Source organism: Streptomyces sp. MAR4 CNX-425, assembly GCF_048656465.1.
GTDB lineage: Bacteria > Actinomycetota > Actinomycetes > Streptomycetales > Streptomycetaceae > Streptomyces.
Window position 1 is genome coordinate 373,732 of sequence record NZ_JBMDLF010000002.1, and the last position, 20,932, is coordinate 394,663.

Annotated in this window: 15 protein-coding genes; 5 read left to right on the forward strand and 10 right to left on the reverse strand. The window is 76.7% G+C overall.

What is annotated here, in order from left to right; genetic code table 11:
- Positions 1 to 59 precede the first annotated feature (59 nt).
- On the forward strand, positions 60 to 2,564 hold the full coding sequence (locus ACHZ99_RS06945; RefSeq protein WP_420303491.1) for a Tex family protein: 2,505 nt from the start codon (positions 60 to 62) through the stop codon (positions 2,562 to 2,564).
- A gap of 135 nt (positions 2,565 to 2,699) precedes the next feature.
- Here the strand turns inward: ACHZ99_RS06945 and ACHZ99_RS06950 are convergent, their stop codons facing one another.
- Positions 2,700 to 3,347, reverse strand: coding sequence for a LysE family translocator (locus ACHZ99_RS06950; protein WP_420303492.1), 648 nt, complete (start codon positions 3,345 to 3,347; stop codon positions 2,700 to 2,702).
- Positions 3,348 to 3,430: 83 nt separating this feature from the next.
- On the opposite strand from ACHZ99_RS06950, the gene ACHZ99_RS06955 reads away from it, so the two are divergent.
- A complete protein-coding gene (locus tag ACHZ99_RS06955; RefSeq protein ID WP_420303493.1) occupies positions 3,431 to 3,886 on the forward strand; it encodes an Lrp/AsnC family transcriptional regulator in 456 nt (151 codons plus the stop codon).
- Positions 3,887 to 3,913: 27 nt separating this feature from the next.
- Here ACHZ99_RS06955 and ACHZ99_RS06960 read toward each other — a convergent pair whose 3' ends face one another.
- Together ACHZ99_RS06960 and ACHZ99_RS06965 are read right to left on the reverse strand one after the other, a co-directional pair.
- Complete coding sequence (locus ACHZ99_RS06960) at positions 3,914 to 4,615, reverse strand: TSUP family transporter (protein ID WP_420304003.1); 702 nt, start codon at positions 4,613 to 4,615, stop codon at positions 3,914 to 3,916.
- 17 nt (positions 4,616 to 4,632) lie between these two features.
- The gene (locus ACHZ99_RS06965) at positions 4,633 to 5,187 is read right to left on the reverse strand and encodes a TrmH family RNA methyltransferase (protein WP_420303494.1); all 555 of its coding nucleotides are present in this window, start codon (positions 5,185 to 5,187) and stop codon (positions 4,633 to 4,635) included.
- A gap of 132 nt (positions 5,188 to 5,319) precedes the next feature.
- Here ACHZ99_RS06965 and ACHZ99_RS06970 point away from each other — a divergent pair, with 132 nt between their 5' ends.
- Entirely contained in the window at positions 5,320 to 6,276 is a 957-nt protein-coding gene (locus ACHZ99_RS06970) for an FAD-dependent oxidoreductase (RefSeq protein WP_420303495.1), read from the forward strand.
- Positions 6,277 to 6,437: 161 nt separating this feature from the next.
- Here ACHZ99_RS06970 and ACHZ99_RS06975 read toward each other — a convergent pair whose 3' ends face one another.
- Positions 6,438 to 7,796 (reverse strand): M14 family metallopeptidase, encoded by a 1,359-nt coding sequence (locus ACHZ99_RS06975; RefSeq protein WP_420303496.1) that lies wholly within the window; start codon positions 7,794 to 7,796, stop codon positions 6,438 to 6,440.
- Positions 7,797 to 7,955: 159 nt separating this feature from the next.
- Between ACHZ99_RS06975 and ACHZ99_RS06980 the strand changes: the two genes are divergently transcribed.
- Positions 7,956 to 8,747, forward strand: a complete 792-nt coding sequence (locus ACHZ99_RS06980) for a MerR family transcriptional regulator (RefSeq protein WP_420303497.1) — start codon at positions 7,956 to 7,958, stop codon at positions 8,745 to 8,747.
- A gap of 45 nt (positions 8,748 to 8,792) precedes the next feature.
- On the opposite strand, the gene ACHZ99_RS06985 is transcribed toward ACHZ99_RS06980, so the two are convergent.
- Genes ACHZ99_RS06985 through ACHZ99_RS07000 form a run of 4 tightly spaced genes read right to left on the reverse strand, consistent with a single transcriptional unit; the run spans position 8,793 to position 14,586 of the window.
- A complete protein-coding gene (locus tag ACHZ99_RS06985; RefSeq protein WP_420303498.1) occupies positions 8,793 to 10,970 on the reverse strand; it encodes a 3-hydroxyacyl-CoA dehydrogenase NAD-binding domain-containing protein in 2,178 nt (725 codons plus the stop codon).
- A 39-nt stretch (positions 10,971 to 11,009) separates the two neighbouring features.
- Positions 11,010 to 12,245, reverse strand: a complete 1,236-nt coding sequence (locus ACHZ99_RS06990) for an acetyl-CoA C-acetyltransferase (RefSeq protein ID WP_420303499.1) — start codon at positions 12,243 to 12,245, stop codon at positions 11,010 to 11,012.
- A 14-nt stretch (positions 12,246 to 12,259) separates the two neighbouring features.
- Positions 12,260 to 13,402: an acyl-CoA dehydrogenase family protein gene (locus ACHZ99_RS06995; protein ID WP_420303500.1), complete on the reverse strand. Its 1,143-nt coding sequence runs from the start codon at positions 13,400 to 13,402 to the stop codon at positions 12,260 to 12,262.
- Positions 13,399 to 14,586: a CaiB/BaiF CoA transferase family protein gene (locus tag ACHZ99_RS07000; protein WP_420303501.1), complete on the reverse strand. Its 1,188-nt coding sequence runs from the start codon at positions 14,584 to 14,586 to the stop codon at positions 13,399 to 13,401. The genes ACHZ99_RS06995 and ACHZ99_RS07000 overlap by 4 nt, the downstream gene beginning before the upstream one ends.
- A 146-nt stretch (positions 14,587 to 14,732) precedes the next feature.
- Between ACHZ99_RS07000 and ACHZ99_RS07005 the strand changes: the two genes are divergently transcribed.
- Positions 14,733 to 15,917, forward strand: coding sequence for a saccharopine dehydrogenase family protein (locus ACHZ99_RS07005; RefSeq protein ID WP_420303502.1), 1,185 nt, complete (start codon positions 14,733 to 14,735; stop codon positions 15,915 to 15,917).
- A 218-nt stretch (positions 15,918 to 16,135) separates the two neighbouring features.
- Here the strand turns inward: ACHZ99_RS07005 and ACHZ99_RS07010 are convergent, their stop codons facing one another.
- Both ACHZ99_RS07010 and ACHZ99_RS07015 read right to left on the reverse strand, forming a co-directional pair.
- Positions 16,136 to 19,522: a hypothetical protein gene (locus tag ACHZ99_RS07010; protein WP_420303503.1), complete on the reverse strand. Its 3,387-nt coding sequence runs from the start codon at positions 19,520 to 19,522 to the stop codon at positions 16,136 to 16,138.
- Between the two features lie 69 nt (positions 19,523 to 19,591).
- A complete protein-coding gene (locus tag ACHZ99_RS07015; RefSeq protein WP_420303504.1) occupies positions 19,592 to 20,875 on the reverse strand; it encodes a DUF4185 domain-containing protein in 1,284 nt (427 codons plus the stop codon).
- Between the last annotated feature and the right edge of the window lie 57 nt (positions 20,876 to 20,932).

Consider the following 20,932-nt stretch of genomic DNA (forward strand, 5'->3'; position numbering starts at 1 on the left):
GCCGTCCCGTCCGGGCGCCCGGCTGTCAGCCGGACCTGCCACAATGCACTCCGCCACAGATGACAGAAAGCGGGGCGGACGTGACGGCGTCGGTATCGATTGAGGCCAGGATCGCCGAGGAGCTCGGCGTACGCGAGCGGCAGATCACGGCGGCGGTGCAGCTGCTCGACGGCGGTGCCACCGTGCCGTTCATCGCCCGCTACCGCAAAGAGGCGACGGAGTTGCTCGACGACGCCCAGCTGCGGACCGCCGAGGAGCGGCTGCGGTATCTGCGGGAGCTGGAGGAACGGCGGGCGGCGATCCTGGAGTCCGTGCGCGGGCAGGGCAAGCTGACCGAGGAGCTGGAGGCGCAGATCCGCGCCGCCGACTCCAAGGCCCGGCTGGAGGACGTCTACCTGCCGTACAAGCCCAAGCGGCGCACCAAGGCGCAGATCGCCCGCGAGGCCGGTCTGGAGCCGCTGGCGGAGGGGCTGCTGGCCGACCCGTCGGTGGCGCCGCTCGCCGCGGCCACCGCGTTCGTGGACGCCGAGAAGGGCGTGGCGGACCAGGCCGCGGCCCTGGAGGGCGCGCGCGCCATCCTCACCGAGCGGTTCGGCGAGGACGCCGACCTGATCGGGGAGCTGCGCGAGCGGATGTGGACGCACGGCCGCGCCGCCTCGAAGGTGCGCGAGGGCAAGGAGGAGGAGGGCGCGAAGTTCTCGGACTACTTCGACTTCGCCGAGCCCCTGACCGACCTCCCGTCGCACCGCATCCTCGCCCTCTTCCGCGGCGAGAAGGAGGAGGTCCTGGACCTCACCCTGGAGCCCGACGCGCCCGGCGACGTGGAGCAGGAGGGCCCGTCGGCGTACGAGCGCGCCATCGCGGCCCGGTTCGGGGTGGAGAACCGGGGCCGGCCGGGCGACACCTGGCTCGCCGAGACGGTGCGCTGGGCGTGGCGCACCCGCATCCTCGTCCACCTCGGCATCGACCTGCGGCTGCGGCTGCGTACGGCCGCCGAGGACCAGGCGGTCGACGTCTTCGCCGCCAACCTGCGCGACCTGCTGCTGGCCGCCCCCGCGGGCACGCGCGCGACGCTGGGCCTGGACCCCGGGCTGCGTACGGGCGTGAAGGTCGCCGTCGTCGACGCCACCGGCAAGGTCGCCGCCACCGCGACCGTCTACCCGCACCCGCCGCAGCGCAAGTGGGCCGAGGCGCTGGCCGTCCTCGCCGAGCTGGCCCGGGTGCACGCGGTGGAGCTGGTCGCCATCGGCAACGGCACCGGCTCGCGCGAGACCGACAAGCTCGCCGCCGAACTCATCGCCGCGCAGCCCGAGCTGAAGCTGACGAAGGTCATGGTCTCGGAGGCCGGCGCCTCGGTGTACTCGGCGTCCGCCTTCGCCTCCCAGGAGCTGCCCGAGCTGGACGTGTCGCTGCGCGGCGCGGTGTCCATCGCCCGCCGGCTCCAGGACCCGCTGGCCGAGCTGGTGAAGATCGACCCGAAGTCGATCGGCGTCGGCCAGTACCAGCACGACCTTTCGGAGGCGAAGCTGTCGCGCTCCCTGGACGCGGTCGTGGAGGACTGCGTCAACGGCGTGGGCGTCGACCTCAACACCGCCTCCGCGCCGCTGCTGGCGCGCGTCTCCGGCATCGGCGCGGGCCTCGCGGAGAACATCGTGGCGCACCGGGACTCCCACGGCCCGTTCCGCAGCCGCGCGGCGCTCAAGGACGTGCCGCGGCTGGGGCCGAAGGCCTTCGAGCAGTGCGCGGGCTTCCTGCGCATCCGCGGCGCCGAGGACCCCCTGGACGCCTCCGGCGTGCACCCCGAGGCGTATCCGGTGGTGCGGCGGATGGTGAAGGCGGGCGGCGCCGAGGTGGCCGCGCTGATCGGCGACACGAAGACGCTGCGGTCGCTGAAGCCGCAGGACTTCACCGACGAGCGGTTCGGGCTGCCGACGGTGACGGACATCCTGAAGGAGCTGGAGAAGCCGGGGCGCGACCCGCGGCCGGCGTTCCGGACGGCGGTGTTCAAGGAGGGCGTGGAGAAGATCGGCGACCTGCAGCAGGGGATGGTGCTGGAGGGCGTGGTGACGAACGTGGCCGCGTTCGGGGCGTTCGTGGACGTGGGGGTGCACCAGGACGGGCTCGTGCACGTGTCGGCGATGTCGCGGACGTTCGTGAAGGACCCGCGCGAGGTGGCCAAGCCCGGCGACATCGTCAAGGTCAAGGTGCTGGACGTGGACGTGCCGCGGAAGCGGATCTCGCTGACGCTGCGGCTGGACGACGAGCCGGGCCGCCCGGCGGGCGGCGGCGGCCGGGGCGGCGGGCGCGAGCGCGACCGCCAGGGTCCGCCGCGGCAGCGCGGCGGCGGCCCCGGCGGCGGGAACGGCGGCGGCCGGGGCGGCAGCGGCCCGGACGGCGGCGGTCAGCCCGGGGGCGGCGGGCGGCCGCGCGGCGGCGGGGGCCGGCGCCGCGAGACGCAGCCGGAGAACAGCGAGATGGCGGACGCGCTGCGCCGCGCGGGCCTGCTCGGCGGCGGCCAGGGCGGCGGCCGCGGTGGCGGTGGCGGCCGTCGCGGCAAGCGCTGAGGGCGGTACGCCCGCTGCCGGCCCCGCCCGCGGGGCCGGGGGCGGGCGGAGGCCCGGCTGCGCCCCGGGCCTCCGCCCTCGCCGGTGCACCCGGCACGGCGACCGTCGTGCGCGGTCGCCGGCCGTGCGCCGGCGTCAGTGGGCGCCGGCCGTGAAGCCGGCGGTGGCGAGCAGCATCGCCGCCGAGACCGTGCCGAGCCGGCGGGCCGCGCGCGGATTCCTGCCGAAGGCGCTGCCGGCGCGGGCGGAGAGCAGCGCCACCAGCAGGTAGCCGAGCGTGCAGTTGACGACGTGCAGCAGCCCCAGCACCGCCGTCTGCACGCCGACCGGCAGCGCCGCGTCCGGGTTGATGAACTGCGGGATCAGCGCCAGGTACAGCAGCAGGCCCTTGGGGTTGAGCAGCGCCGTGAGCAGGCTCTGCCGCAGCACCGTCGCCGCGCTCGGCCCCGCGCCGGCCTCGACGAGGACGTCCGCCGCGCCCCGCGGGCCGCCCGTGCGCCGCAGCGACCGCAGCAGCTGGACGGCGAGGAACACCAGGTACGCCGCCCCCGCGTAGCGCAGCGCCGGCAGGGCCCCGGGCACCGCCCCCAGCGCCGCCGCGAGGCCGACGGCGGCGAGCACGGTGTGCGCCGCGTACCCGGTGCCGATGCCCCCGACCGCGTACAGCGCCGCCCGGCGGCCCTGGCCGAGCCCGCGGGCGACGATGTAGAGCCAGTCGGGACCGGGGGTGGCGACGAGCAGAAGGTCGACGCCGAGAAACAGCACCAGCAGGTGGGTGTCCATACCGGCGACGCTAGCCCCGGAGCCGGAGCAGCCGATGGCCGATCCCGGCGTCAGCGGCCCGTTCCGTAGCAGAATATGGCGCCATGGACGCCATAGACCGCGCGATCCTGCGCGAACTCCAGCGGGACGGCCGCCTCAGCAACGCCGAACTGGCCGAACGGGTCCGCCTGACGCCCTCCCCCTGTCTGCGGCGGGTGCGGCAGCTGGAGCGGGACGGGGTGATCCGCGGCTACCGGGCGCTGCTCGACGGCGACGCCGTCGGCCGCGGCTTCCAGGCGTTCGTCACGGTGGCGCTGGCGCAGGAGGACCGGGAGACGGTGGCCGGGTTCGAGGCCACGATGGCGGAGCGCGCCGAGGTCGTGGAGGCGCACCGCGTCTTCGGCGACACCGACTTCTTGCTGCGCGTCGCGGTCGCGGACCTGCCCGCGTACGAGCGGTTCAACACCGAGGTGCTGCTCGCGCTGCCGGGTGTGGCCCGGGTGACGTCGCATCTGACGATGAAGACCGTCAAGGCGGACCAGGGGCTTCCGGTACGGTGACGCCCGCGGCTCCCGGCGCCCGCGGGGTCACAGCCCCAGCAGGCCCTTCGCCACGGTCGCCGCCCCGCCGGCCAGCCCGAGCAGCAGCACGAGGCGGCGCGCGGGCGCCTCGGGCACCCGGTCGCCGAGGGCGCGGCCGATGAGCGCGCCCGCCGCGACCGCGGCCGCGCACAGCAGCCAGGCCCCGGCCGCCAGGTCCGGCGGCCCCTTCGCCGCGACCGAGACGATGTTGACGACGACGCCGTAGAACAGCGCGTTCGGCACGAACTCCCGCACCGTCCAGCCCGCGTTCACGGCGTACAGCGAGACGGCCGGGCCGCCGATGCCCGCGGAGGAGTTCATGAAGCCGCTCACCGCGCCCGCGGTGACCGCGCCGCCGGTGCCCCGCAGCGCGTCGGCGCGGGCCCCGGCCATGACGAGCCCGACGGCGCCGCACACCATCGCGCCCATGCCGGTCAGCAGCACCGGCTCGGGCAGCTGCGCCGCCGTCCAGGCGCCCAGGGGCACCGTGCAGACGGCGGCGGTCAGCAGCGGGACCATGGCGCGCGGCCGGACCTGCCGCCAGATGGTGACCACCCCGAACAGGCTGATGGCGCCGGCCGCGCAGTTGGCCAGCCGGACGCCCTCGGCCGGGCCGAGGACCAGTGCCAGCGCCGGCCCGGCGACCAGCGCGAGGCCGATGCCCGCGAGCCGCTGCACGGATGCGCCGAGCAGCAGCGCTCCGGCCATGAGCAGGACATCACCGGTCACAGCAGCCCGGCCAGCCGGTAGAGGACGAGGGAGCCGGCCACGGCGACGTTGAGGCTGGCGCCGGTGCCGACCATGGGTATCTCGACGGCCTCGTCGAGCAGGTCGAGCGCTTCGGGCGGGATGCCGTACTGCTCGTGGCCGAGGACCATCACCGTGGGGCGGCGCGCGGCCGGCAGGTCGGCGAGGCGTACGGCCTCGTCGGCGAGTTCGACGCCGACGACGCTCCGGCCCGCCGTGCGCTGCCGCTCCAGCCAGCCCAGCGGGTCGCCGGTCCAGTGCACGCAGACCGGGCGGCGCAGCGTATTGCCGCGGGCCAGCGCCTCCGGCACCCAGGAGAACCGCGGCACGGCGAGGCAGGCGCCGACGGCGTCGCAGGTGCGCAGCAGGGTGCCGAGGTTGGCGCCGTGGAGCGGCCAGAGCGGGGCGGCGTAGAGGTGGTCCCAGCAGGAGTGGGCGCGGGGGCGGCGGCTGCGCTTCAGCTCGCGGGGGGTGCGGGTGCGGATGGCCGGCGCGTCCCTCCCGGGCCGGCGGGTCCCCGGGCGGGCGCTCATCGGCGCGGGGCGCGCGCCCCCCGAACGCTTGCAGTACACACGTGATTCGACATGCGAACAGGGTAGCGATCAACATCGGCCGGGCACCACCCACCCTCCACATGATCCGGGACGGTGCGGCAGACTGCCGGGATGGAATCGGAAGTCATCGTGCTCGGCAGCGGCATCATCGGCCTGACCAGCGCGGTCGTCCTCGCCGAGGGCGGCCGGAGGGTCACGGTGTGGGCGCGGGAGCCGGCGGAGGAGACGACGTCCGCGGTCGCGGGCGGACTGTGGTGGCCGTACCGGATCGAGCCGGAACACCGGGTCGCGGACTGGTCGGTGCGGTCCTTCGAGGTGTACGCGGAGCAGGCGGAGCGCGCGGCGGTGACGGGCGTGCGGATGCGGACGGGGCTCCAGCTCGGCGCCGACGTCGACGGCCTCGGCCCGTGGCGGCGAGCCCTGCCGGAGGTGCGGCCCGCGGAGCCCGCGGAGCTGCCCGGGGAGTACACCGCGGGCGTGCGCGCGACGGTGCCGATCGTCGACACGGCCACGCACCTGGCCCACCTGCGCGACCGGCTGGCCGCGGCGGGCGGCGAGATCGAGCGGCGCGCCGCGGGCTCGCTCGCCGAGGCCGGGCGGTCGGCCCCGTACGTCGTCAACTGCACCGGCCTCGGCGCGCGCGAGCTGGTGCCGGACGAGAGCGTGCGCCCGGTGCAGGGGCAGCTCGTCGTCGTGGCGAACCCGGGCGTGACGGAGTGGGTGGTCTCGGCGTACAAGGACGCGACCGCGACGCTGTACGCGCTGCCGCAGCCGTACGGGCTGGTGCTCGGCGGCACGGCCGTCGAGGACGCCTGGGGCACCGACCCGGACCCGGCGGCGGCCGCGGGCATCGTGGCGCGCTGCGCCCGCATCGTCCCCGAGGTCGCCGACGCCGAGGTCCTCGCCCACCGCGTCGGGCTGCGCCCGGCCCGGCCGGCGGTGCGGCTGGAGGCGGAGCTGCTGCCGGGCGGGGCGCGGTGCGTGCACAACTACGGGCACGGGGGCGCCGGGGTGACGGTGGCGTGGGGCTGCGCCGAGGAGGCCGCGGAGCTGCTGGAGGCGGCGTAGCGCGGGTCAGAAGCCCCGCGGCCCCGGAATCCTGCTTCGCCTGGGCTTTCCCTCACGCCCGCCCCAGGGTAGGCGTCCCCACCGACAACTCACGCCTCCGTCCCCGTCCCAGCCACCGCCACCGCCGTCGCACGCGGCCCGAACGGCCGCCCGCGTCCCGCTCAGCGGCAGCGTTCGACCGGGCGGCCGTCCGTCAGCTCGTACCCCGCGCGCTGGTCCAGCAGCAGCGGCACCAGCGCGCGCAGCGGCTGCCGCAGCCGCACCAGCGCGCCGCCGCCCGGCCGTTCGCGGGCCTCGACACCGTGCAGGGCGAGTTCGTCGCGGACCGCCTCGTACTGCCCGGCGTCGAGCGCGTAGCCGCACGGCGGGTCGGCGATGACCTCGCCCGGCTCGGGCGGCTCGTTGTCGGCGCCGCCGAGGAAGACGGGCCCGGTGTCGGCGAGGCCGTGCCGGCGGGCCGCGGCGGTGGCGGTGGCCAGCCGCCCGCGGTGGTCGGCGGCGTAGTCGAACGTGGCGTCCAGCGCCGTGAGCTGGGAGGTGACGCGACGGCGGCGGCCTGCGGCGGGGTCGTCGCGCTCGTCGTCGGTCAGCGCGCCGACGCGCGACTCGACCAGCAGCCCGGCCGCGTGCTTGAGGCCCGCGGTGTTGCGCAGGATGCGCTCCTGGCCGTCGCCGGCGATCTGGCGGCCGCGTGCGCCGGTCCGCGGGTCGGTCCAGAAGCCGTAGACGCCGCTCGTGTGGCCGGCGTCCTCGACGGCCCCGCGGACGTGGTCCCGGGCCAGGTGGCGGGCCTCGCGGTGGACGCCGTGGCGGGTGTTGAGGTTGCGCGGCCAGAGGGTGAGCACGTCCTTGGCGTAGTACGGCGCGGTGGAGTCGAACTCGTGCAGGTCGTGGATGACGTCCGGGCGGTGGTCGCGGATGACGGCGGCGATCGCGCGGCCCTCGGCGGTCTCCAGGGCGAGGTGGTCGCGGTTGACGTCGGTGCCGTCGCCGTTGCCGCGGGTGCCGGCGGCGAGGCCGTCGGGGTTGGCGGTGGGGATGACGAGGACGGCGGTGCCGGCCAGGAAGCGGCGGGTCGCGGCGTCCTTGGCGTACGCCAGGTCGCGCAGCCGGGTCAGACACGCCTCGCGGCCCGCGGGCTCGTCGCCGTGCTGGGCGCAGACGAGCAGGACCACGCTGCCGCGCGCGGCGCGGGCGGGCGTGGGCGGGCCGGGGGCCCCGATGCGTACGAGGTCGAGGGGGCGGCCCTGCTCGGTGGTGCCGATCCGGTCGACGGCGACGCGCGGGCTCTCCTCGTCCACGGTGGCCAGGAACTCCGCCTCCTCCCGCGGGCTCGTCCAGCGCGTGCCGCCGCTCCGCTCGAAGCCGGTACGCGGCGGGTTGACGGCCTCCGCCGGCGGCCCGGCGAACGGCGCCAGCACGACGGCCACGGCGCAGGCCACGAGGGTCGCCGTGCGGAGCACCGCGACGCGGCGGGCGGCGCGCGGGGGGCGCGGCGCGCGCGGAGCGCGAACGAGCATGTGGCGGTCTCCCGGAGGCGGAGCGCGAAGAGGGTGGCCAGAAGATAGCGGAGCGTCACGCGCCGCAGAACCCTTCGCGCGGGAAGTCGCCGCAACCGGCGACGCCCGCCGGCACCGCGCACTTTCACAGGACCGGTGAGACAGCAATATTGTTGGACCATGACCCAGCAGACGGAGGCGGCGGCCGGGCTGACCGTGGACGAGCTGGCCGCGCGCGCGGGCGTCACCGTGCGCACGGTCCGCTTCTACTCCACCCGGGGGCTGCTGCCCCCGCCCGTCATCGGCCCGCGGCGCGTCGGGCGCTACGGCCCGGAGCACCTGTCCCGGCTGGCGCTGATCGAGGAGCTCCAGCACCAGGGCCTGACGCTGGCGGCGATCGAGCGGTACGTGCAGCAGCTCCCGTCCGGTCTGAGCGCCGAGGACCACGCGCTGCACCGCGCGCTGGTGGCCACCTGGGTGCCGGACGCGGCGGCGGAGGTGAGCCGGGCGGAGCTGGAGCGGCGCGCGGGGCGGTCGCTGACCGACGACGACGTGGCGCGGCTGGCCGCGATGGGGGTGCTGGAGCGTACGCCGGGGGGCGGCGGTGCGTACGGCGCCCGGACCGGCGACGGGAGCGCCGCCGGGGACCGGGGCGACGGCGACGCCTTCCGGGTCGACCCGGCCGTCCTCCACCTCGGGGTGCGGCTCCTCGACGTGCCCATCCGGCTGGACACCATCCTCGCCGCCCGCGACGTGGTGCAGGAGCACTCCCGCGCGGTGGCCCGGGAGCTGACCCGGCTCTTCCGCGACGAGGTGTGGGAGCCGTTCGGCGAGGCGGGTCCCGACCCGGAGCAGGTGGAGACCATGAAGTCGCTGTCGGCGCACATGCAGCCGATGGTGGTGCAGGCGCTCGTGACGGCCTTCCAGCGGTCGATGAAGGCGGAGTTGCGGGAGTCCTTCCCCGCGGAGTGACCCCCGTCCCCGGCCCGGGGTCCGGCGGGGACGGGGGCCTGGGGCTCAGGCGTCGTCGGTGAAGCGCCCGCCCTTCTCCGCCTTCGCCAGCAGCAGCGCCGGCGGCTCGAAGCGCTCGCCGTACGCCGCCGCCAGCTCCCGGGCCCGCGCCACGAAGCCGGGCAGCCCGCCCTCGTAGCCGTTGATGTACTGGAGCACGCCGCCGGTCCAGGCCGGGAAGCCGATGCCGAGGATCGAGCCGATGTTCGCGTCCGCGACCGACGTCAGCACGCCCTCCTCGACCAGCCGCACGGTGTCCAGCGCCTCCGCGAACAGCATCCGCTCCTGGAGCTCGCGCAGCGCCGGGGGCTCCTGGTCCGGCTCGGTGAAGTGCTCCCGGAGCCCCGGCCACAGCCGGGTCCGCTTGCCGTCCTCGTAGTCGTAGAAGCCCGCTCCCCCGGAGCGCCCGGTGCGGCCGAACTCGTCGACCATGCGGTCGATGACGGCCTCCGCCGGGTGCACGGGGTAGCTGCCGCCGGCGGCCTCGACCGCCGCGCGGGTCTCGTTGCGGATCTTCCGCGGCAGGGTGAGCGTCAGCTCGTCGAGCAGGGACAGCACCTTGGCCGGGTATCCGGCCTGCGCGGCGGCCTGCTCGACGGTCGCGGGCTCGACGCCCTCGCCGACCATGGCGACGCCCTCGTTGATGAAGTGCCCGATCACGCGGGAGGTGAAGAAGCCGCGCGAGTCGTTCACGACGATCGGGGTCTTGGAGATCTGCCGTACGAGGTCGAAGGCGCGGGCCAGCGCCTCGTCCCCGGTCCGCTCGCCCCGGACGATCTCGACCAGCGGCATCTTGTCGACGGGCGAGAAGAAGTGCAGCCCGACGAAGTCCGCGGGGCGGGCGACGCCCTCGGCGAGCAGCGTGATGGGCAGGGTGGAGGTGTTGGAGCACAGGAGCGCGTCGGGGGCGACGACGTCCTGGATCTCCTGGAACACCTTGTGCTTGAGCGCCGGGTCCTCGAAGACGGCCTCGATGACGGCGTCGCAGCCGGCCAGCTCGGCGGGGTCGGCGACCGGGGTGATGCGGCCGAGCAGCGCGTCCCGCTTCTCCTGCGTCGTACGGCCCTGGGCGAGCTGCTTGTCGAGCAGCCCGGCGGAGTACGCCTTGCCCTTCTCGGCCGCCTCGACCGAGACGTCCTTCAGCACCACCTTGATGCCGGCGCGGGCGCAGGCGTACGCGATGCCGGCGCCCATCATCCCGGCGCCCAGCACGGCGACCTTCGACACCCGCCGCTCGGCGGTCCCGTCCGGGCGGGAGCGGCCGGCGTTGACGGCCTGGAGGTCGAAGAAGAACGCCTGGATCATGTTCTTCGCGGTCTGCCCGACGGCCAGGTCGACGAAGTAGCGGGCCTCGATGACCTGGGCGGTCTCGAAGTCCACCTGGGAGCCCTCGACGGCCGCCGCCATGATGTTGCGCGGGGCGGGGAACGGGGCGCCGTTCAGCTGCTTCTTCAGGGTGGCGGGGAACGCGGGGAGGTTGGCGGCGAACTTCGGGTGCGCGGGCGTGCCGCCGGGGATCCGGTAGCCGGGCTCGTCCCAGGGCTGCCGGGACTCCGGGTGGGCGTCGACGAACGCGCGGGCGGCGGCGCGCAGCTCCTCCTCGGTCCCGACGACCTCGTGCACGAGCCCGTTCTCCAGCGCCCGCCGCGGCCGGTACCGGGTGCCCTGCAACAGCACCTTCAGCAGCGCGTCGGTGACGCCCAGCAGCCGTACGGTGCGGGTGACGCCGCCGCCCGCGGGCAGCAGGCCGAGGGTGACCTCGGGCAGCCCGATCTTCGAGCCGGGCGCGTCGAGGGCCACGCGGTGGTGGCAGGCGAGCGCGATCTCGTAGCCGCCGCCGAGGGCCGCGCCGTTGATCGCCGCGACGACGGGCACGCCGAGCGTCTCGATGCGGCGCAGCGCGTGCTTGACGGCCATCCCCGTCTCGAACGCCTCACGGGCGTGCTCACGGTCGATGCGGATGAGGTCGTTGAGGTCGCCGCCCGCGAAGAAGGTCTTCTTGGCGGAGGTGAAGACGACGCCGCGCACGCCGTCCCGTTCGGCCTCCAGCCGGTCGGCGACGGCGGTGAGCGACTGGATGAAGTCCGCGTTCATGGTGTTGGCGGACTGGCGGGGGTCGTCCAGGACGAGGGTGACGAGGCCGGTGTCGTCCTGCTCCCAGCGGATCGTGTCGGTGTGGCTCATGGTGGTGGGGTGATCTCCGTGTGGCGGGGGCGGGACGGGTCAGAGGCGCTCGACGACGGTGGCGATGCCCATGCCGCCGCCGACGCAGAGGGTGGCGAGGCCGTAGCGCAGGTCACGGCGCTCCAGCTCGTCGACGAGGGTGCCGAGGATCATCGCACCGGTGGCGCCGAGCGGGTGGCCCATGGCGATGGCGCCGCCGTTGACGTTGACCTTGTCCAGGCCGATGCCCATGTCGTCGGCGAAGCGCAGCACGACGGCGGCGAACGCCTCGTTGATCTCGATCAGGTCGATGTCGTCGATGCCGAGGCCGGCCTTGGCGAGCGCCTTGCGGGTCGCGGGCGCGGGCCCGGTGAGCATGATGGTGGGCTCGGAGCCGGTGACGGCGGCGGAGACGATACGGGCCCGGGGGGTGAGCCCGTACCGCCGGCCGACCTCGGCGGAGCCGACGGCGACGAGCGCGGCGCCGTCGACGATGCCGGAGGAGTTGCCGGCGTGGTGGACGTGGTCGATCTTCTCCACCCAGTGATACTTCTGCAGCGCCACGGCGTCGAAGCCGCCCAGCTCGCCGATGTCCGCGAACGCCGGCTTCAGCTTCGCCAGGCTGTCGGCCGTCGTGCCCGGCCGGACGTGCTCGTCCCGGTCCAGGACGGTCAGCCCGGCGGGGTCCGTGACCGGCACCACGGACCGCTCGAAGCGGCCCTCCTTCCACGCCTGGACGGCCCGCTCCTGCGACATCGCGGCGAACTCGTCCACGTCCCGGCGGCCGTACTCCCCGAGGGTGGCGATCAGGTCGGCGCCGATGCCCTGCGGGACGAAGCCGACCTCCGCGTTGGTCATCGGGTCGTTGAACCAGGCGCCGCCGTCCGAGCCGATCGGCACCCGCGACATCGACTCGACGCCGCCGGCGAGGATCAGGTCCTCCCAGCCGGAGCGGACCTTCGCCGCGGCGATGTTGACGGCTTCGAGGCCGGAGGCGCAGAAGCGGTTCTCCTGTACGCCGGCGACGCTGTCGGGCAGCCCGGCGGCGATGGCCGCGACCTTGGCGATGTCGGAGCCCTGGTCGCCGTGCGGGCTGACGACGCCGAGCACGACGTCGTCGATCGCGGCCGGGTCGAGGCCGGGGAAGCGGCGGCGCAGCTCGTGGACGAGGCCGACGACGAGGTCGATCGGCTTGGTCCCGTGCAGGGCGCCGTTCGCCTTCCCGCGGCCGCGCGGGGTGCGGATCGCGTCGTAGACGTACGCGTCGGTGACGGACGGCCTGGCGGTTGTGGTCACGGTGGGTCAGCCTCTCAGGAGAGCAGGGAGCGGCCGATGATCTCTTTCATGATCTCGGTGGTGCCGCCGTAGATGGTCTGGACGCGCCCGTCGGTGAAGGCGCGGGCCACGGGGTACTCGTTCATGTAGCCGTACCCGCCGTGCAGCTGGAGACAACGGTCGGCGGTGCGCTTCTGCAGCTCCGTCGCCCACCACTTGGCCATCGAGGCGTGCACGGCGTCGAGCTGCCCGGCGGCGTGGTCCTCGATGCAGCGGTCGACGAACGCGCGGGTCACGGCGCACTCGGTGGCCATCTCGGCGATCTCGAAGCGGATGTGCTGGAAGCGGGCTATCGCCCGGCCGAACGCCTCCCGCTCCTTCACGTACGCCGTGGTGGCCTCGACCAGGTGCTCGGCGGCGGCGGCCGCGGCGACGGCGATGACCATCCGCTCCTGCGGCAGGTTGGCCATGAGGTGACCGAACGCCCCGTCGCGTTCGCCGAGGAGGTTCTCCTTCGGCACCCGGACGTCGGTGAAGAACAGCTCGGCGGTGTCCTGGGCCTTCTGGCCGATCTTGTCGAGGTTGCGGCCGCGCTCGAAGCCCGCCGCGCCGCGCTCGACGACCAGCAGGCTCAGCCCGCGGGCACCGCCCTCGGGGGTGGTCCTGGCCACCACGACGACCAGGTCGGCGAGGATGCCGTTGGAGATGAACGTCTTGGCGCCGTTGAGCAGCCAGTGGTCGCCGCGGTCCTCGGCGGTGGTGCGGATGCCCTGGAGGTCGGAGCCGGCGCCGGGCTCGGTCATGGCGATGGCGGTGACCAGCTCGCCGGAGCAGAAGCCGGGCAGCCAGCGCCGCTTCTGCTCGTCGGTGGCCAGGGAGGTCAGGTACGGGCCGACGACGTCGTTGTGCAGCCCGACGGCCAGGCCGGCGACGCCGGCGCGGGCGAACTCCTCGGCGAGCACGGCCGCGAAGCGGTAGTCGCCGTGGCCCCCGCCGCCGTACTCCTCGGGGACGGCGAGGCCGAGCAGCCCCTGGCGGCCGGCGGCGAGCCAGGCGTCGCGCGAGACGACGCCGTCGGCCTCCCACTTCTCGTAGTGCGGGGTGACCTCCTTGGCCAGGAAGGTCCGCACGGTCTCGCGGAAGGCCCCGTGGTCGGGCCCGTACAGCCGGCGCTTCAACGCTCCTCCTGGGTGGGTGCGGCGGGCAGGTCGGTCAGGTGCCAGTCGCGGGCGACCTCCGCGGCGTCGGCGCCCGGGCGCGGGGGCGGGCGGCGTACGGCGCCGGGGGTGGCGGAGAACCGGGGCGCGGGGGCGGGCTGGACGGTGCCGTGGTGCTCGGCGAGGGTGCCGCGGGCGGCGAGGTGCGGGTGGTCCGGGGCCTCGCGCAGGGACAGCACGGGGGCGACGCAGGCGTCGGACCCGGCGAAGACCTCGGTCCACTCCGCGCGCGTACGCGTCCGGAAGCGGGCGGCCAGCAGCGCGCGCAGCTCGTCCCAGGCGGCGGGGTCGCTCCGGTCGGGGAGGGCGCCGGTCCCGGTTCCGGTCCCGGTCCCGGCCTCGGTCCCGGTCCCGGCGCCGGAGAGGCCGAGGAGCCGGACGAACTCCTCGTAGAACGCGGGCTCCAGCGCGCCGACGGCCATGTACTGCCCGTCGGCGGTCTCGTAGACGCCGTAGAACGGCGCGCCGCCGTCGAGGAGGTTGGCGCCGCGGCGGTCCTGCCAGGCGCCGGCGGCGAGCATGGCGTGGATCATCGAGGTGAGGTGGGCGGTGCCGTCCACGATGGCGGCGTCGACGACCTGGCCCTCCCCGGTGCTGCGGGCGTGCTGCAGTGCGGACAGCACCCCGACGACGAGGTACAGGGAGCCGCCGGCGTAGTCGCCGAGGAGGTTGGCGGGGACCGCGGGCGGGCCGCCGGCCGGGCCGATCATGCCGAGCGCGCCGGTCACGGCGACGTAGCCGATGTCGTGGCCGGCGGTCCGGGCGAGCGGGCCGTCCTGGCCCCAGCCGGTCATCCGGCCGTACACCAGCCGCGGGTTGCGGGCGAGGCACTGCTCCGGACCGACCCCGAGGCGCTCGGCGACGCCGGGGCGGTAGCCCTCGACGAGAATGTCGGCGCGCCCGGCGAGGTCGAGCGCGGCGGCGGCGCCCGCCGCGGACTTGAGGTCGAGGACGACGGAGCGCTTGTTGCGGTTGGTGAGGTCGCGGGCGGGATCGACGCCGAGCCCGGGGCCGCCGGGCCGGTCGACGCGCACGACGTCGGCGCCGAGGTCGGCGAGGAGCATGGCGGCGAACGGCCCGGGCCCGATGCCGGCCAGCTCGACCACGCGCACCCCGTGCAGCGGGCCGTGCCCCGTGCTCCCCATCAAGCCCCCAGCAGTGTGTGACACCAACTGTGTAACACCAGAGATGATAAGAACACGTTTCAGTGGGCACAACCCGCGGGGACGCGCGGGCGGAATCCGCCTCCGTCGCGTCGACGGGACGGCGCCGATGGACCACCCTGGGAGCCATGGCAGACGAGTCCCGGCCGTACGACCTCATCCTGTTCGGCGCCACGGGCTTCACCGGCGGCCTCACCGCCGAGTACCTGGCCCGGCACGCGCCGCCCGGGTGCCGCTGGGCGCTGGCCGGGCGGGACACCGGCAAGCTGGCGGACGTACGCGACCGGGTGGCCGCGGTCCGGCCGGAGTGGGGCGACCTGCCGCTGCTCGCCGCCGACGCGGCGGATCCGGCGTCGCTGCGCCGGCTGGCCGAGCGGACCCGGGTGGTGGCCACGACGGTGGGGCCCTTCCTGCGCCACGGCGAGCCGCTCGCCGCCGCGTGCGCCGCGGCCGGGACGGACTACGCGGACCTGACCGGCGAACCGGAGTTCGTCGACCGGGTGTACCTGCGCCACCACGAGCGGGCCCGGGAGACCGGGGCCCGGCTCGTGCACGCCTGCGGGTTCGAGTGCGTGCCGTTCGACCTGGGGGTGCGGTTCACCGTCGGGCAGCTGCCGGAGGACGTGCCGCTGCGGGTCGACGGCTTCCTGCGCGCCGCGGGCCGGATCTCCGGCGGCACGCTGGCGTCCGTCCTCGGGGCCGTCTCCCGCCCACTGCCGGCGGCGCGCGCGGCGCGGGCCCGCCGGCTGGCGGAGCCGCCGGCGCGCGGGCGCCGGGTGCGCGCGCCCCTGGGCGCGCCGACGCGCAGCGGCGCGCTGCGGAGCTGGGGGCTGCCGGTGCCGACGCTGGAGTCCCGGGTGGTGGCGCGCTCGGCCGCCGCCCTCCCCCGGTACGGGCCGGACTTCCGCTACCGCCACTACGCCGCCGTCAAGCGGCTGCCCGTCGCCGCGGGGCTGGTGCTGGGCGCGGGGGCGTTCGGCGCGGCGGCGCAGCTGCCGCCGCTGCGGAGGCTCATGGCCTCCCGGCTGGCGCCGGGCACCGGGCCGGGCGAGGAGCGCCGGGCGCGCAGCTGGTTCTCGGCCCGCTTCGTGGGCACGGGAGGCGACCGGCGGGTGCTGACGGAGGTCAGCGGCGGCGACCCGGCGTACGACGAGACGGCGAAGATCCTGGCGGAGGCGGCGATGTGCCTGGCGTACGACCCGCTGCCGGAGACGTCCGGACAGGTCACGACGGCGCAGGCGATGGGCGGGGCGCTGACGGAGCGGCTGGTGGCGGCGGGGATGGGCTTCCGGGTACGGAGCGTGTCGGCGTAGCGGGAGACCGGGGGCGCCTTCGACCGAGCGTCCTCGACCGGCGCGGCCGGGTGCGGGGACCGTACCCGAGGCGGCCTCCCCCGGGCGGGCGCGCGGGGCACCGGCGCGCGTACGGTCCGGGCCGGGCCGCACGACCGGCCCCTGCGCCGGAGGGGAGCGGCACCGTGGGCGCGCCGCCGCCCGGCGCGTACGGGCCCGCCGGGCCCGGTCCGTACCCGCTACTCGTCCGCCACCTCCACCGCCAGGGCCGCGTCCCGCACCTCCCGCCGCGGATGCGTCCGCAGCGACCGCAGCGTGCCGCGCCACGGCTCCGGCCAGCCGGCCCGCTCGCCGGTGACCTCCGTCAGGGCGACGGCGAACAGGCCCTCCGCGTGTCCGCCCCCGGCCGCCAGCGCGCGGGCCGTCTCCGCCCAGGCGTCCGGCGCGCCCGCCCGCGCGGCCCCCTCCAGCGCGCCGTGGAGCGCGGTCGCCGTGGTCCCCGCCAGCATCGGCCGGTCCTCGTGCAGCGCCGCGAGGCTCCGCAGCGCCGCCGTCAGCTCCGCGGCCCCGGCCCGCAGGTCGACCGCCGCCGACCGCAGCACCGCCGCCTCGGGTACGAAGTCGTCGTCCGCCGCGAGCACGTCCGCGACCGCGTGCAGCACCGGCCGCAGCCGGCTGCGCCGCCCCGGCGACCAGCCGGTCAGCCACCGTACGAGGGAGACGATCCGCCGGCGTGCGGGCAGGTCGCGGTCCCGCTCCGCGTCGGGCTGGCCGGGGGCGCGGAGGCGGAGTTCCCGCGCGGCGCGGACGACGGGCTCCTGGACCGGGTCGTCGGCGGGGGCGTCGGCGGCCAGGGTGACGAGGGCGTGGGCGGCGGCCTTCCAGGTGCCGCGGCCGTCGAGGTCGGTGACCGCCCGGCACAGCACGTCCGCGGCCCCCGGGGACCAGGGCGCCCAGGCGGCGAGGCTCGGGTACACGGCCCGGGCGACGTGCGGGTCGTCGGTGCGGCCCGCGGCCTCCACCAGCCCGGCGTACCGCGGCCGGTGCTCCTCGCGCAGGTCGCGCGGCTGCGGCGAGAGCAGCGCCAGCCGGACGTCCGGGTCGTCGGCCGCGGCCGCCTGGAGCATCCGCCAGACCTCCGGCCGGCCGAGGAGCCCGGCGGCGAACGCCACGCACGCCGCGCGTACGTCGCGGTGCTGGTCCGGCAGTTCGTACGCGCCGACCACCAGCTCCGCCGCCCGCGCGGCCGGCAGCCGGGTGGCGGCGAGGCGGACGGCCTCCTTGCGGCTGGTGACCTTCGCGCCGGCCGCCGGCCCCTCGGGGCCGGGCAGCAGCAGCGGGCGCAGGGCCGCCTCGACGCGGGAGGGCGGCGTGTGCCGGGTGGCGCGGGTGGCGGCGTACACGGCGACGCGCGCGCGGTCGCCGCCCGCGTGGGCGAGCAGCAGCGGCAGCGCCTCCTCGGGCCGGTCGGTCCACACCAGGGCGACGAGCGCGGCCTCGGCGAGGGCGACGTCCGCGGAGCCGGTGTGCCGGAAGGCGGCGTCGAAGCCGTGGCCGGGGATCCGGGCGGCTGCGGCGAGGGCGCGGACGCGGGCGTGCCGCGGCAGCCCGGCGTCGCCCGCGGCGCGGGCCAGCAGCCGGGCGGCGGCGGCCTGCTGGGCGGGGGTCCAGCGCTCGGGCGTGACCACCGGCGGGGTCCAGGCGGTGTCGCGGAGCAGGAACCGGCCGTACGGCGGGGTGTCCCCGAGCACGGTGTCCAGCAGGTCCGTGCGGGTGCGGGCGAGCACCTCGTACACCGCGGGGAGCACCGCCGCGGACGGCTCCAGCGCCAGCAGCCGGCCGACGCGCTCGCCGCGGCCCGCGCGCGGCTCCAGCCACAGCGCCACGGCGGTGCGCGCGGTCGCGTCGTTGCCGAACTGGACCGCCTGCCACAGGTACTCCTGGAGCGCGGGCATCCCCCAGGCGCGCCGCCCCAGCGCCCGGGTGAGCGCGAACGTCAGCCCGTGGTCGACCTTGTCCGCGCCCGCCTCCAGCCAGGGTTCGAGGGCGGCGAAGACCGCGTGCTCCTGGCCGCGGCGCAGCGAGGTGTCCAGCCGGCCGAGGTCGGCGCCGCCGGTGTGCCCGGTGAGCCGGGTGATCGTGCGCAGCGAGAAGCTCACCAGCTCGCGCCGGCCGCCCGCGGCGTGTTCGCGGAGCAGCGCGACGGCCAGCGTGCGCAGCGCCCCGCGGGTGGCCGGGGATGAGTCGCGGGCGTCGATCGCGTCGGCGGCTATGCGGTGGAGGTGGTCGGCGGCGTCGTCGTTGAAGAGCGCGGGGTGGGTCTCGGCGAGCTGCCGCAGGGCGGTGGCGCGTACCGGGTCCTGGTCGTTGCCCATCCGCTCGGCGAGCAGCCGGACGGCGCTGGTGACGTCCTCGGGGTGGCCGGAGCGGGCGGCGTTGGCGACGAGCTGGAGGTACGCGCCCGCGCGTTCGTCCGGGTCGGGGCGGCGCAGCGCGGCGAGCAGCTCGCCGCGGGCCTCGGCCACCGGCAGGCAGGCCACGGCGCGCAGGACGGCCGCGCGGGGCGCGCCGCGCTCGCGGAGCCGGGCCGCCGTCCGGCGCGCCTCCGCCGTGCGGCGGTCCCGGGGCAGCGCGTCGAGCAGGGCGGGCGGGAAGTCGTCGCGGGCGGTGTCGCGTTCGGCCATGGCGGCGTCGAAGAGCGCCTCGCGGCGGGACGGTGCGGTGCGGCGCAGCAGGTCGGTGAGCGCGGTGGTGTTCTCCTGCCACAGCCGGGCAAGTTCGGGCAGCTCCGGCGGGGCGGCGTCGACGAGCCGCCGCAGCACGGTGCGCGGGAGCCGGCCCGAGGCGGTGGCCCGGCGGCGTTCCGGGGCGAGCAGCAGCCGCAGGGTGCGGCCGGGGTCGGCGGCCACGAGGCGGTTCAGCCGGTCGTGCACGGGCGGCTGGAGCCCGCCGTCGCAGTACCGCTCCAGCAGGTCCAGCACGCGGTCCGGGGCGCGGTCGGCGAGCGGCGCGACGACGTCGGCGTGCCGGAGCCACCACGCCGCCCGGCCGCCGGGCTTGAGCGGCTCCAGCTGCCGCTCCGCCTCGTCGAGTACGGGCCCGGGGTGCCGGCCGGCGAGGCCGGCGGGGGCGCGGAGCGCGGGCCAGAGCGCCGGCAGCAGGCGGCGTACGGTCTCCTCCGTGCAGGCGGGCAGCAGCCGCGCGGCCTCGGCGTCGCCCCACCGCTCGCCGACGGGACCGACCAGCGCCTCGGCGACCGCGGTGCGCCGGCCGCGGACCACGGCGCGGACGAGCTGCCCGCGGACGGCGGCGGGCGCGTCGTCGAAGGCGGCGACGACCGCGTCGTCGGGCACCAGCCCGCGCCGTACGGCCTTCGCGCCCTGGGCGCGCACCGCGGGGTCGGGGGCGGCCAGCCGGGCGGCGAGGTATCCGCCGTCGCACCCGACGAGCGCCGCGAAGGCCGCGAGCCGGCGGCCGTGGGCGCCGTGCCCGGCCAGCCCGTCGAGGAGCGCGGGCAGGTCGCCGCGCCCGGTGGCCGCGCGGGCGGCCGCGGCCAGCTCGCGCAGGCGCTGCGGGTACGGGAGCGGGTCGAGGGCGCGGATGAGGTCGTCGGCGTGAGGCTGCATGGGACGGCATTGTTCCGTGCCCGTCCGGCGGCCGGACGGGGAACACCCGCTACGGGCGCCCGGCGGCCGTCACTCCACCGGATCCAGCTGTACGCGCACGAACCGCGGGCGGTACAGGGCGACGTTGCGGTGGACGTGGGCCGAGACGGTGTCCGCGGAGGCGTCCAGCCAGTTCACGTCGTAGCCGACCAGCAGCCCGTCGCCGCCGCCGGCGCCGGGGTGCGCCTGCGGGTTGTACGCCGCGGCGCCGGCGCCGCCGCCCGCGTCGTCCGGCAGCGGCGCGGTGAACGCCTCGTCCGGCCCGTGCCACGGCCCCTCGGGGCGGCACGCCCAGTACGAGACGACGTTCGTCAGCCCGCTGCCGCGCGGCCCGCCCGCGTCCATGGTGAAGAGCACCCAGGTGCCGTCCCGGCGCACCACGCTGAACGCGCTGCCGACGCCCCTGCGGCCGCCGTCGCCCAGCACCGGCTCCGAGCGGGCCGCGTCCCGCACCCAGCGTCCGCCGTCCCAGTACCGCCACGCCGACCGGTCCGCGAGCCGCCCGGCGGGCACGCGCGCGAGGTGCGCGCGGGAGCTGCGCTCGGCCTGCTCGGGGGTGCGGCCGTCGGTGCCGCCCCAGACGTACGTCCAGTCGCCCCGCCGGACCGCCGCCGTGCCGTAGACGAGGCGGTCGGCGGGGTCGGCCACCCGGGACTGGTCGTTGACCTGGGTGATGCCCTCCAGACGCAGGTCGGGCAGCGACAGCGTGGCGACCTCGGTGGCCAGCGGCACCCCGTAGATCCACGGCTGTCCCGCCTCCTGCCGGTGCCACAGCAGCACCCGCAGCACCTGCTCGGACGAGCCGGGCGCGCGCGGCTCCACCACGGCGTGCACCGGCCAGCGCCACTGCCGCACCGGGGCGCCGGGCTCGGGGAAGAGCGAGGCGGGCGCGCCGGGGGTGCCGCCGAGAAGGGTGCGTTCGAGGCGGCCGTCCGGGGACATGACGAGGGCGGCGTTGCGGGTCCAGGCGGGGGTGCCGAGCGAGGTGTCGCGCCAGGCGTGCGGCTGGCCCTGCCGGTTGGGCGGCTGCCGCACCTGGCCGAGGTAGGGGTCGGAGGCCAGCCACAGCGTGCGGCCGTCGGGCAGCCGGACCGAGTGGTTGCCGTCGCCGCCGGTCCAGTCGTCGGTGCGGGCGCCGTCGTCGCCGTAGCGCTCGAACTCGCCGGTCGTCGCGGCGTCCGCGGTCCAGCCGGAGACCGCGAGGCCGGTGCAGGCGCCGCCGCCGCGGTCGTCGTCGGTGAGCACGACGACGAGGCCCACGACGAGCAGCAGGGCCAGCGCCATCCCGGCGCCGGCGGTCTGGCGTCGATCCATCGGGGCACGGTAACGGGCGGGGCCGGTGATCCGTAAGCCGCCCGGTGGGACGGCGCC